The 12524-nt window shown below is 70.4% G+C and carries 10 protein-coding genes and 1 pseudogene; 7 read left to right on the plus strand and 4 right to left on the minus strand.

Annotation, left to right across the window (positions count from 1 at the left end; translation table 11 throughout):
* Nucleotides 1–19: 19 nt before the first annotated feature.
* Nucleotides 20–2980 (minus strand): hypothetical protein, encoded by a 2961-nt coding sequence (locus E1166_RS01165; protein WP_132334942.1) that lies wholly within the window; start codon nt 2978–2980, stop codon nt 20–22.
* Between the two features lie 340 nt (nt 2981–3320).
* Between E1166_RS01165 and E1166_RS01170 the strand changes: the two genes are divergently transcribed.
* Nucleotides 3321–3908, plus strand: a complete 588-nt coding sequence (locus E1166_RS01170) for a hypothetical protein (RefSeq protein ID WP_132334944.1) — start codon at nt 3321–3323, stop codon at nt 3906–3908.
* A 160-nt stretch (nt 3909–4068) separates the two neighbouring features.
* Nucleotides 4069–4914, plus strand: a complete 846-nt coding sequence (locus E1166_RS01175) for a hypothetical protein (protein ID WP_132334946.1) — start codon at nt 4069–4071, stop codon at nt 4912–4914.
* Between the two features lie 105 nt (nt 4915–5019).
* On the opposite strand, the pseudogene E1166_RS31680 reads toward E1166_RS01175, so the two are convergent.
* Nucleotides 5020–5253 (minus strand): annotated as a pseudogene (locus E1166_RS31680) (DUF4383 domain-containing protein); the annotation flags it as partial.
* Nucleotides 5254–5510: 257 nt separating this feature from the next.
* Here E1166_RS31680 and E1166_RS01185 point away from each other — a divergent pair.
* Together E1166_RS01185 and E1166_RS01190 are read left to right on the plus strand one after the other, a co-directional pair.
* Nucleotides 5511–6725 (plus strand): hypothetical protein, encoded by a 1215-nt coding sequence (locus E1166_RS01185; RefSeq protein WP_132334950.1) that lies wholly within the window; start codon nt 5511–5513, stop codon nt 6723–6725.
* Nucleotides 6718–7299 carry a hemerythrin domain-containing protein gene (locus tag E1166_RS01190; RefSeq protein WP_132334952.1) on the plus strand — a complete coding sequence of 194 codons (582 nt, stop codon included), beginning with the start codon at nt 6718–6720 and terminating at the stop codon, nt 7297–7299. The genes E1166_RS01185 and E1166_RS01190 overlap by 8 nt, the downstream gene beginning before the upstream one ends.
* Nucleotides 7300–7426: 127 nt before the next feature.
* Here the strand turns inward: E1166_RS01190 and E1166_RS01195 are convergent, their stop codons facing one another.
* The gene (locus E1166_RS01195; RefSeq protein ID WP_132334954.1) at nt 7427–8158 is read right to left on the minus strand and encodes a DUF2071 domain-containing protein; all 732 of its coding nucleotides are present in this window, start codon (nt 8156–8158) and stop codon (nt 7427–7429) included.
* A 225-nt stretch (nt 8159–8383) separates the two neighbouring features.
* On the opposite strand from E1166_RS01195, the gene E1166_RS01200 reads away from it, so the two are divergent.
* The 3 genes from E1166_RS01200 (at nt 8384) to E1166_RS01210 (ending at nt 11249) form a co-directional block, all read left to right on the plus strand.
* The gene (locus E1166_RS01200) at nt 8384–9310 is read left to right on the plus strand and encodes an ABC transporter ATP-binding protein (RefSeq protein WP_132334956.1); all 927 of its coding nucleotides are present in this window, start codon (nt 8384–8386) and stop codon (nt 9308–9310) included.
* The gene (locus E1166_RS01205) at nt 9288–10076 is read left to right on the plus strand and encodes an ABC transporter permease subunit (protein ID WP_132334958.1); all 789 of its coding nucleotides are present in this window, start codon (nt 9288–9290) and stop codon (nt 10074–10076) included. Before E1166_RS01200 ends, E1166_RS01205 begins: the two co-directional genes overlap by 23 nt.
* A 108-nt stretch (nt 10077–10184) precedes the next feature.
* Nucleotides 10185–11249 carry a helix-turn-helix domain-containing protein gene (locus E1166_RS01210; RefSeq protein WP_132334960.1) on the plus strand — a complete coding sequence of 355 codons (1065 nt, stop codon included), beginning with the start codon at nt 10185–10187 and terminating at the stop codon, nt 11247–11249.
* 19 nt (nt 11250–11268) lie between these two features.
* On the opposite strand, the gene E1166_RS01215 is transcribed toward E1166_RS01210, so the two are convergent.
* On the minus strand, nt 11269–12408 hold the full coding sequence (locus tag E1166_RS01215) for a glutamate--cysteine ligase (protein WP_132335008.1): 1140 nt from the start codon (nt 12406–12408) through the stop codon (nt 11269–11271).
* Between the last annotated feature and the right edge of the window lie 116 nt (nt 12409–12524).

A 12524-nucleotide genomic window follows, 5' to 3' on the forward strand; every position in this document is an offset into this window, starting at 1 on the left:
CGCCACACCGCCGGTCGAGCTATCCGAGGGTGAACCGGAAGAACCGTGGGCGGTAGATCCCCGGGTCCCGGTAGTGGTCCCCTTCGGGGCTCACTCTGGTGTCCATGCTGTTCACGTTGTACGAGGCGACGAAGGTGTTGCCGGAACTCAGTGACGCGTGGACGTGCGCGTTGTACGCGATGATGTCACCGTCCCAGTAGCTGCCGTACGGACCCGGTTCGGGCATCCGGTAGACCGGGGTGCGGTTGGTGAACGGCCCGAACGGCGAGCACGACGTGTACGCCATGATCTGACCGCTGAACGCCTCGGTGCTGTCCTGGCTGAGCAGCAGGTACTGGCCGTTCCACGGCGTCACGCTGTACTCGTTCGCGATGCCGGTGAGCGTGTTGCGGGCGTTCTGCTCCCGGAACGACCAGCCCCACGGCGTGTAGTACTGCCAGGTGCCGGACCCGAGGTCGTCGCCCTGGACCCGGGCGATGCGCATCTGCTTGTGCGTCGGCGAGTCGTCGACGCCGTAGATGTAGGTGTAGCCGTCACCGCTGCGGCTGGCCGGCAGCAGCGCCGAACCCCACGCCACTCCACTGGCCGACGGCAGGTCGCGGACCCGGACGGGAGTGCGCAGGTTGCCCAGGTCGAAGTCCGCCACCACGTTGCGGTTGAACCGGAAGTCCCACGACCCGGGGCCGAACTTCAGGTACTCCTGGTACACCGCCTGCAACTTACCGCCGGAGAGGTGCCCGTCGCCGATCCAGAACCAGGTGGTCGTGGAGGTGGGACCCATGATGGCTCTGGGCGCCCCGGCCGTTCCACCGTGGTACGTCGTGAGGCTGTTGCCGTTCTGCACCACGAACGTGTTGTTCACCAGCGGCGCTGTCGTCGGCCGGGTGCCGTTGGCGTTGAGCGGGCCGAGCCAGGTGTCGGAGAACAGCCAGATGATGCGGCCGTCCGGCAGCTTCACCGAGTAGGTGGAGTCGCCGCCGGTCCAGCCGTCCGGGGTGCTGGCCGCGTAGTTGTTGAACGTCGCCTCGGGGGCGGCGTTCAGGTGCAGACTGGTGACGTTGGGCGCCCGCAACGCGCACTGCCGCTCCTTGATCGGCAGTGTGGTCTCCATGTAGGTGCTGAACGTCTTGGGGGACTCGGCGGCGTCCTGGGAGTGGACGTCCAGTTCGGTCCAGGTGGTCACCAGCGTGGCCACCATCGGATACGCGAAGTTCGACACCGTGATGAGGCCGCCGGCGTCGGGGTACTTCACCGTCTGGATGGTCGGGTACTCGGCCAGTGAGCCGGGGCTGCCCTTGGGCGACCAGATGATGATGGCGGAGCTGCGGTTGTTGTCCTTGGTGGTGTCCACCAGCAGGGTGGAGCAGTAGCCGCAGCTCGGGTCGCCGGACTGCGCCTTGGCCCAGAAGTCGTGGTAGACCGCCCCACCCTTGCGCAGGATGTCCTGGTACTCGGTGTGCGTACCGGCCGCTACGGTGTGCTTCTTGCGCGCCGGCCGGGCGTCTCCCAGACCGTCGTCGTCGGTCGCGGTGACGCCGTACAGCTCCGATCGCCACAGGGTGGCGTCGGGGTCCTGGTAGCCGTAGATATCCCAGCTGCCCGGCGGGGTCGGCAGGGAGGGGCTGTTCGCCTTCGCCAGCCGGTAGTTGGCGATGTGGTAGCCCAGCAGCATGTGCTTGAAGTCCATGCCGTAGCCCGCCACCGCGTTGCGGATCGCCTCGATCGGCAGGTGGTCGTGGTCCCGCACGCTCTCCCAGGTGTGCCGGACGAAGGCGCCATCGGTCCGTTCGGTGAGGTACGCGGGCAGCAGGAACGAGCCGTACTGTGGGCCGCCGCCGAGGCCACCCCAGGAGTTCAACGCCTGCCCGGGCTTGGAGAGCACGTCGTCCACGTTGCGGGCGTAGTTGTCGTCCTCACCGAGCGGGCTCCACCCGCCGGTGCGGGCGTACGTCTGGTGGGCGGCCCACTCCGCGGTGGCCTCCATCCACCAGTTCATCGAGCCGAACTCCTTGCCGCCGACGAAGTCCCAGATCCAGTCCGCGACGACGTCGGAGCGGTCCCAGTACTGGTACTGCATGACGTGGAACAGCTCGTGCCGGGGCATGTAGTCCCACTCGTTCTCGCTGGTCGGCACCAGGATGGTGGGTTGCTGGTTCAGGCCCGACGGCAACACGAACGGCGCGGTGATGTCCACCGGGCCGAGCTTGTTCACGCCGTACACGAGCACGTAGGGCTTGTCGGCACGGACCGGCAGGGGATACCCCATCTCCCGGTACTCGCCGACCGCGATCGACAGCGAGTTCAGCATGTGCTGCACGGCCTCCGGCCGCCCGTTCGGGTTGTACACCGGCGGAATGCCGGGCTGGCCGCTGCCGGCGACGTTGTACAGGATGAGGAACTCACCGGCGCTGGCCCGGCACTTGTAGTTGACGTCGAGATACTCGTAGTCCTCGGCCGCGCAGTCGTCGTACCCGGTGGGCCCGGCGGTGGCGGGTGCGGGCGCGGGTGCGGTGAGCGTCGGGGTCAGGGTGCGGGAGGCAGCCGGCGTCGCCTTGGCCGACAGCATCGACAGGTACGTCAGGTACCTTGTCGGGTCCTTGATGGCGCCGGTGGGACGCAGGTGCGCGGGTACCGAAGCGGGGGAACCGACCATCGTGCCGTACCGCACGGTCTCGTCGAGCGACAGCTGGCCGCGGTGGTACGCGCGGACGATCTTCTCGTGTGGCCCGAAGTCCGGTGGGGTCGCCTTCGGTCGCGCGGCCTTACGGTCCGGCGTCACCGGTCGGTACGGCTGCGGGCGCTGGGGCACGTACTGGTCGGTGTCGTGGGTCGGGGCGGGTGCCGTCGGTGCCGGTCGGGCCGAACCGTCACCGACGCGGCGTCCGGTGCCGTCGGGGGGCGCGGCCTGCGACGGGCCGCCGACGAGTACGGCCGCGGCCAGGGTGACCGCGGCCGTACCCATTGCCAGGATGTGTCTCACGCTGCTCCTCGCTGCCGGAGATGGGCAAAACGGGCGCACCGGGGCCGGGGCGCGCATCGAATCCACGCGTGGAAGCCGGTTCAGGACCTCGTTGACCTTGACCAGACAGCCCGACCGTGCCGTTCTGGACGAGTGCTGGTGGTGCTGCGGCACGCCCGCCACGGGCCGGGGGAAAGTACCGTTCGCTGCTGATCGTGTGCTGAAAATGTGCTGAGATCCCAGCCCCGCCCGGGTGTCGGCGTGGGGTCCGGCCGGCCGCCGGTCTCGGCGAACTCCTGCCGGATACGGACATGCTCGCTAGGATCCTCTGGACCGATTAATGCCACTACGGGGGGTTTGCATGAGAAAACAGACCAGTGCCGGAATCATCGGCGCGGTCGTGCTCGCGGCCGGGCTGCTCACCGCAGCGCCGGCCCAGGCCGACACGTGCGCCGAGGACACCGCCTGCGACACGACGACGACCTTCGACGTCACCGCCGGCGCCCTGGAGATCACCGTGCCCGACACGGCGGACCTGGGGAACGACGCCACCCCCGGCGGGTACGCCTACGGGTCGCTCGGGCCGGTGACCGTCAGCGACGAACGTGCGTCCCTCACGCCGACCTGGACCGCGACCGTCACCGGCACCGACTTCACCACCGGGGGCGAGACCACACCGGAGACCATCCCCAACTCCAGCATCTACTACTTCTCCGGCAACGCCACGGCCACCACCGGCGACGGGACCTTCACCCCGGGACAGGCCGGGGCGTTCGCCCCACCGCCACCTCCCGTCGGGCAGACGCTGGACGTGTCGCGTACCGCCTTCAGCCACTCCGGCGGCACCGGCAACAACTCCGCCACGTGGAATCCCTCCCTGACCGCCCAGGTCGCCCTCAACAAGGTGGCGGGCACGTACACCGGGACCATCTCCCACACCGTCACCTGACGGATGATCACACCCAGCCGGCTGGCCAGAGCAGTGGGCGTCCTCGCCGTGACGCTGCTCCTGACGACGACCGCTCCGGCCCGACGGCAGCACGCTCGGCATCCGTCTCCTCGAGGCCTCGTCCAACCGTCGTGACGATCCCAGGGCGCGGCTGTACATCGTGGACCACATCAACCCGGGGACCACCATCACCCGCCGGTTCGAGGTCACCAACAACTCCGGCAAGCCGCACCCGGTCAACGTCCATGTCACCGCCGCGGAGATCCGCGACAATAGCTTCCGGCCGGCGGACGACCGCAACGCCAACGAACTGCCGTCATGGATCACCATCGACCAGCCGACGTTCCTGGCACCACCACACAGCCGCACCCGGCTGACCGCCCGGATCAGCATCCCGCCGAACGCCACCAAGGGGGAGCGCTACGGCGCCATCGTCGCCGAGGTGGCGTCACCCACGCCGGGCCAGGACGAGAACGTCCAGATCGTCAACGGGGTCGGTATCCGGGTCTACCTCGACATCGGCCTTGGCGGCGACCCCCCGTCCGACTTCCGCATCGATCAGGTCACTCCCGGGCGGACCGAGCAGGGCGTACCGATCGTGAAGGCCGACGTCCACAACACCGGCGAGCGCGCGCTCGACATCGACGGGCAACTGTGGCTGTCCGGCAGCGGCGGCCGGATCAACGCCGGCCCGTTCCGCGCGCAGAGAAGCGCCACCCTCGCGCCCGGTAGCGGTGGGCGGGTGACATTCCTGCTCGACGAGCAACTGGTCAACGGCCCGTGGGACGCGAAGCTCACCCTGGAGAGTGGGCGGATCCGGCGCACCTTCACCGGCACGTTGACCTTTCCCGACCGGGCCGGGGCCTGGGGCCTGCCGTCCACCGTTGGCGACCGGTTGCCGCTGATCCTCGCCGTCGTCGGCGCGCTGATCGTCATGGGCAGCGGCGGGATGCTGTTCTTCGTCCGGAAAGGACGGTGGCGTCGCCGGGCGTCGGCGATCCGCTGATAGCGCCTCCGGTCTCCCGCCGGGCCCGCCGCACGGCTCAGCCGGCCGCGCCCGCCGGTCGGGTGAGTCGGCGAGCAGCGGCATGGCGGGCCTGCCGGGAGCAGGTCAGCGACGGTCGGCGGGGCGGCGGGTCAGGGCCAGCCCGAGGCCGATCATGCCCAGCCCGAGGAACAGGTGCAGCCAGTTGTCGGCCCCGTTGAGCGGCACGAAGTTGGCGCCGCTGTCGTGGTCGATCACCAGGCCGTAGAGCCAGAGCACCAGGTACACGGCGCCCCCGGCGACCAGGTACGTGCGGGCGCCCGACACGGTGCGCGCCAGGGCGAGCCCGGCGACGCCGAAACCCTCCCGGTTGGTCCCGGCAGAGATACCGCGAGCTGGCGTCCGGTGGTGGAGAGGCTGTCCGTGTAAGACGCGTCGCTGTGGGTAGGAGCGGAGGCGGGGACGTACGCCTTCCACGCCAGCAGCGGTGGCGACCTGTCGGGGGATAACCACAAAGCCCCTCGACCACGACTCGGCCACACCCCTCCGGCGAGGGCGACAGGAACCCCGACGGCGCGGGTGGCGCCGCGGAAACCCCCGAAGCGAACGGAGAGCCGATGTTCAATCCACTGGATCACAAGGGGCTTCCCCTGGAGAGCCAGATCCGCAACTGGCGCGAGTTGAACGTGGAGCCGATCGACCCGGAGGCGGTCGACCCCTACACCCGCTGCCGGATCATCACCATGAACGGTATCGAGGTGGAGGCGATCAACTTCCAGCACCAGTTCGCCCGCAACTGCCCCGACCAGGAGGTCCGCCGCCAGTTGGCGTACGTCCGGTACGTCGAGAGCCAGCAGCAGCGGGTGGTGAACTGGCTGCTGCCCGGCGTGGCCAGCGTGCTGGAGACGACCCTGGGTTATGAACAGGTCGCGGTGGACCTCACCGCCTGGGTCGCCCGCCACGAACCCGACCCGTACCTGAAGCAGGCGTACGAGTTCGGCGTCCTGGAGGACTTCGACCACCTGTACCGCTACGCCAACCTGTACGAGATGGTGGAGCGGCGCAAGGCCGAGAAGATCGTCGACGGGCTCACCGAGGTCATGCCGGGGCGGCCCACCGTGCAGGAGCACCGGCACCCGTTCGACGAGGTCCGTACCCCGTACGACCGCAACAGCGTCGACCCGCGGTCGAAGCTGAACGCGCTGACGATCCTCTCCGCCGAGCAGCAGGTGATGTTCTACTACATGAACGTCGGCCCGCAGTACATGGAGCCGATCGCCCGCCAGCTCTACCAGGAGATCAGCCTGATCGAGCAGGAACACGTCACCCACTACGAGTCGCTGGTCGACCCGGGTGAGACCTGGTGGGAGCGGCTGCTCACCCACGAGTACAACGAATGCTGGCTCTACTACTCCTTCCAGCAGCAGGAGAGCGACCCGCGGATCAAGGCGGTGTGGGAGTTGCACCTGCAGATGGAACTGGCGCACCTCCAACAGGCCGCCGACCTGCTGCGCCGGCACGACGGCCGGGAGCCGGAGGAGATCGTCGGCAGCGCGGGCCTGCCCGAGCCGCTGACCTTCGAACCCAACAAGGAGTACCTGCGCCACCTGCTGGCGACCCAGATCGATCTCACCAAGCTCGGCGAGGGGTACGTGCGGGAGGCACACGAGCGCTTCGAGTGGATGCAGCAGCAGGTGCACGACGGCCAGCAGCCGCCCAGCGAGCAGGTCATCGACCTGCACCGGGACCGCTTCGGCGACGAGTACCGAATCGAGACCGAGGGACCGCACCCGGTGGCGGGTCTGCGCGCCCGGGGAGGCAGCCATGACTGACACCGGCGCCCGGACCACGTACGAGGAAGACGTGGTCGATCTGCTGCTCGCCCAGCACGCGCGGATCGAACAGCTGTTCCTGCTCGTCATCGGCGGTACCGGCGACATCCGCCGGGAAGCCTTCGACGACCTGGTCAAGCTGCTCGCGGCGCACGAGACCGCCGAGGAGGAGGTGGTCCATCCGCTGGCCCGCGGCCTGCCCGGCGGTGGCGGCGACGCGATGGTGGACGAGCGACTGGCCGAGGAACGCCAGGCCAAGGAGACACTGCGGACCTTGGTCGCGGGTGGGGTGGACGCCGAGGGTTTCGAAACCGGCATCATCCTGCTGCGCGACGCCGTGCTCACCCACGCCCGGTACGAGGAACGCCACGAGTTCCCCCGGCTGCGCCAGCACGTGCCCGCCGAGCAGCTACGCGGGCTGGCCGCCGCGGTGCGGGCCGCGGAGGCGACCGCCCCCACCCGGCCTCACCCCGGCGCCCAGTCCGCCACGGCCAACCTGGCCATGGGCCCGGCGCTGGCGGTCATCGACCGGATCCGCGACGCGGTGCGCAAGCCGTCCGAGGGGAAGCGCTGACGGCAGGCCCGGGGGTGGTGGCCTTCCCACCGGGAAGGCCACCACCGCACTCCGGCCAGGTGATCCGGCAGCGGGCCGAGCCACGGGAACATCGGCGTGACGTGCCCCTCGACCTCGCCGTCGGATGTCAGGTCCGGGCGCGGACGAGGTGCGGGAAACCGACCCGGACGTCCACACCGTCGGACGCGTGCAGCGCGGGTGGCTGCGCCGGGGCGGGCAGACCGGCGGCCTGGACGACGTCCTGCCGGAGGTCGACAAGGTTGCCACGGCGAAGCGGCCACGGCGGATGCGCCACGTCCACCGCGACGAGGCGTCCCGCTACCTGGGAATACAGTCGGTAGCGGGCGGTCAGGAAGTGGTCGAAGGCCGTGAGTTCGGCGTCCCGGTATGCCTGGCCGAAGCGTACCCGCAGGTCGTAGCCGGCCCCGTCCGGTCCGGGCGTGCGCCGCCGGCCCCGGTAGCGCACCGTGTCGCCGTCAACCTCCACCGCCAGGTCCGACCAGAAGTAGGGCAGTCGCAGGCTGGCGCGCGCGGCGACCACGGCCGGCAGCCGCCCGGCGTCGAGCGAGAAGAAGTAGAGCCCGGCGGCGCCGTCCGGCCCGTGGACATAGGTGCGCACGTTCGTCTCCGGGAACCGGGACAACCAGGGCACGGCGGGTAGCCGGGGTGGACGCACGTCCTCCATGAGGAAGGGCAACAAGCCGACCCAGGCGGCACCGTCGAAGGTGTGTACGGTCAGGTCGGCGGGCAGCAGACGTTGGACCACCTGTGCGGGGTACCGCCAGTGGAGGAAGGTCATCGTGCGCCACCGCTGGACCAGCGCGGCGGTGGACACCTGCGGTGCGCGCGGTGCGCGCATCCCACCTCCTCGGAGAGCGCCGACGGCCACACGCCTCGCATCGCCGTACCGCTGGGGCTACCCTTCCGCTGCGCCGGATACACCTGCCGAGGGGAGGACGCACCCGGCGCGCGGCGGCCGATCGGCGGCGTGCCGTCCGGTTGCCGGACGCCGGCAAGAATGTCGGCCGATGTCGGCCGGGTGCCGCCCTGGATGGCGGCCCGACGTGAACCCCACGATAGGGGCATGACAAGCGACTATGCCGTGCTCACCGAGGACTTGACCAAGTTCTACGGCCAGCGTCGCGGCATCGAGAGCCTCACGCTCCAGGTGGGTGCCGGTGAGGTGCTGGGCTTCCTCGGCCCCAACGGTGCCGGGAAGACCACCACGATCCGCCTGCTGCTGGACTTCCTGCGTCCGACCGACGGCAGCGCGACCGTCCTCGGACTCGACCCGCGCCGCGACAAGGCCGCGCTGCACCGACAGATCGGCTATCTCCCCGGCGAGCTGTCGTTTCCCGGCCGGGAGACAGCCGGGGACCTGCTGCGCTTCTTCGGCGCGGCCCGCGGCGGCGTGGCCTGGTCCCAGGTCACCGGCCTGGCCGAGCGGCTCGATCTGGACCTGTCCCGCCCGGTACGCACCATGAGCAAGGGCAACAAGCAGAAGGTCGGTCTGGTCCAGGCGTTCATGCACCGGCCGGCGCTGCTGATCCTGGACGAGCCCACCAGTGGCTTGGACCCGCTCATGCAGCAGGAGTTCCTGGCTATGGTCCGGGACGCCCGCGATGCCGGGCAGACGGTCTTCATGTCCTCGCACGTCCTGGCGGAGGTGCAGCACACCGCCGACCGGGTGGCCATCATCCGGGACGGCCGGCTGGTCGCCGTCGAACGCGTGGAGTCGCTCGGCAAACGGGCCATCCGGTCGGTGGAGATCCACTTCAATGATCCGGTGGACCCGGCGGAGTTCGACGTCCTGCCCGGGGTCAGTGAGGTGACCGTGTCCGGGCCGGTGCTCCGGTGCACGGTGAGTGGCCGTCTGGATCCATTGATCAAGGTGGCGGCGCGGCACGAGATCGTGGACATGCTGTCGGCCGAGCCCGACCTGGAAGAGACGTTCCTGTCGTTCTACTACCACTCGGAAGGAGCCGGCGATGCTTCCCGCGCTGGTGCGTAAGACCTGGCGCGACGACCGCCGCGCAGTGCTCGGCTGGGCCGTCGGCGTCGCCGCTTTCACCACCATCTACACGTCTTTCTACCGCCAGTTCCAGGGCGCGGCCGAACTCAAGCAGGAGGCCCTGCCCCAGGGGATGCTGGACTTCCTCGGCATCGCCGACATGTTCTCGCCGGCCGGTTACCTCCAGGCGACGATCTTCAGCCTGGTGGGTCCGCTGCTGGTCCTGATGTGCGCGATCACCCTGACCGCCCGGACGATCGCCCGGCCGGAAGAGGACGGCGGCATGGAACTCCTGCTGGCCAACCCGCTCTCCCGTACCGCTTTCGCCGGCCAGCGTCTCGCGGCCACCGGCACCGCCGTCACCGTGGTCGCGGCCATCCCGTTGCTCCTGCTGTTCGTCGTCGTCCCCCGGGTGGGCATGGACATCCCGCTGTCCAACGTCGCCGCCGCCGGTGTCGGGTTGATCGCCCTGGTCTGGTGCTTCACCGGCATCGCCTTCCTGGCCGGTGCCGTCTCCGGAAGGCGGAGCAGCGTCCTGGCGGTCACCGGTGTGCTCGCCGTCGCCGCGTACATGGCCAACGCCATCTCGGGCATGTCCGACGGATGGCACTGGGTGCGCTGGCTGTCGCCGTTCCACTACTTCATCGGCACCGATCCCCTGCACACCGGTTGGCACCCGGTCGAACTGCTCATCCTCGTGGCCGTCGGTGCCGCGACGGCCCTCGCCGGAGTGTGGGCGTTCGACCGTCGCGACGTCGGTGTCTGACGCGGAACCTGGTGGTCGTCGACCACGGTCGGCGCCACCAGGTTCGGCAACCGGCTGTCGTCCCCGCCTCCACCCGGGGGCCACCGGAACGCGGACAAGGACCTACCGATGAGCGACCACCGTTGGCTGGCCGACGACTGCGAAGGGCTGCTCCGCGCTCCGGCCGGCGAGTGGCACGGGCGCACGGCCGCCCGGCTGGGGGCGCGGGCCGCCGCCGAGGGCCTGCACCTACACGACCTCGTCGACGGCGTTTTCGCCGCCGCCGCGGTCTGCTGGCGTACGCCGCCCCTCGACTCCGCCGACACCACGGACGCCGTGCACCGTCGGGCGGCGACGCTGCTGGACGCCACGCGTGGGGTGTTGCGGGCCGTCCTCGACGGCTACCTCCGGCAGAGCCGCGCCGAGCTGGTACGCCACGACGCCGAGCGTGCCGCGTTCGTCACCGAACTGTTGACCGGTCGGGCCGAGCCCGGCAGCCTGGTCGAGCGGGCCCACCGCTACGGCATCCGACTGTCGGCCACGCACACCGTGCTGGTCGCCCGTGCCGCCCACCTCACCGCCGACATCACGCACCGCGTCGACGCGGCGCTCGCCGCCCGGTTCGGCGAGGGCAACATCCTCACCACCCTCCGCGACGGTGACCTGGTGTGCATCAGCGCCGGCGGGCTCCGCGGCATCGGTGCCGAGCTGGCCCACCTGCTCCTCACCGAGCTGGGTGCCGAAGGTTGGCAGGTGGCCGTCGGTCGTCCCCACCCGGGGGTGCACGGCGTGGCCACCTCTCTCGAAGAGGCGCGCAGCGCCCTCGACCACGCCGCCAAACTGGGCTTCACCGCGCCCGTGCTCAACGCCGCCGACCTGCTGGTGTTTCCGGTCCTGCTGCGTGACCGGGAGGCCATCACCGACCTGGTCACCACCGTCCTCGGCCCGCTCACCACCGCCCGCGGCGGCGTCGAACCCTACCTGGAAACCCTGGCTGTGCTCTTCGAGAACCAGGGCAACCACACCGCCACCGCGCGCCAGATGCACCTGTCCGTCCGGGCGGTCACCTACCGTCTCGACCGCATCCACAGCCTGACCGGTTACCACCCCAACGAACCCACCCAACGTTTCACCCTGCACGCCGCCGTGCTCGGCGCCCGACTCCTCGGCTGGCCGCACCGGCAGGAGACGTAGGCCGGGAACCGGGCGGTACTCAGCCGCCGACCGTCTGGGCGGTGAGGTAGTCGAGGACGGCGCGTACGTCACCGTCGGTGCGGGACAGGACGCGGCGCTGCCGCTGGGCGCCGTTGCCGTCCCGACGCAGCCGGGTGAGCTGGTCGCGTACCCGGTCGAGGTCGCCGTGGCGGTCCAGGGCCGGGGCGACCGTGGCGAGCAGCTCGTCGACCAGGTCCCAGGCGGGTCGGGCGCGGCCGGAGCGCAGGTCGATCAGATCGCCGGCGAGACCGTCGTGGGCGGCCCGCCAGTGCGCGGCGGAGACCAGGCAGTCCCTGATCCGACGGGCCGGCACCCCGGCACGTACGTCGTCGGCGAGCGTCGCCACCAGCGCCCGGACCAGCCCGGCGACCAGCACGGTGTCGTCCACCGTCGGGCAGACGTCGCCCACCCGGACCTCCACGGTGGGATACGCGGCCGACGGGCGCGCGTACCAGTAGACCATCGCGGCGTCGAGCAGGATGCCGGCCTTGATCAACTCCCCGACGGTGGCGTCGTAGTCGGTGGCGGACTCGAAGTGCGGGGTGGGTCCGATGCTGGGCCAGCGTTCCAGCTGCATGGACCGCCAACTGGCGTGCCCGGTGTCGTGGCCGTCGTGCAGGGGCGAGTTGGCGGTGATGGCCTGCACCACGGGCAGCCAGGGGCGCAGGTAGTTGCAGATCTGCACGGCCAGCTCCCGGTCCGGTACGCCGACGTGCACGTGGCAGCCGCACACCGCCGGGTCGTGGGCGACCGGGCCGAAACGGCGGGACATGGCGTGGTACCGCGGCTCGTCCGGCACCGAACGGTGCCGCTCGTGTACGGGCGTGGCCCCGACCGCGACCAGCCGGGCCCCGACGGCCCGGGCCGCGTCGGCGGCACGCCCGCGCAACTCCAACAGGTGGGCCCGGAGTTCACCGAGGTCGGCGCAGACCGGCGTGACCATTTCGACCATGCTGTGCCGGAACTCCTGCCGGCTCTGCTCACGCGCCGCGGTCGACAGTGCGGCGCGGACCCGGTCGGCGGCCGGGAGACTCTCCCCGGTGACCGGGTGCAGCAGCAGGAACTCCTCCTCCACCCCCAAGGTCATCAGCCTGGAAGCGGTGTCCGTGGTGGTGGCGCGCGGCGGGTTGTACGTCATCGGCACCTGCTTCCAGAGCTGGCCCCGGCCAGTGGTGCCGGCGGTCTCCCGATCGAGGGCCGGCCCTTCCGGGTTGAGGCTCGTCGACCACGCCTGCTCGTCGACGACTGGGCCGT

This window comes from Micromonospora sp. KC213 (assembly GCF_004348325.1).
In the GTDB taxonomy this organism is placed as follows: domain Bacteria; phylum Actinomycetota; class Actinomycetes; order Mycobacteriales; family Micromonosporaceae; genus Micromonospora.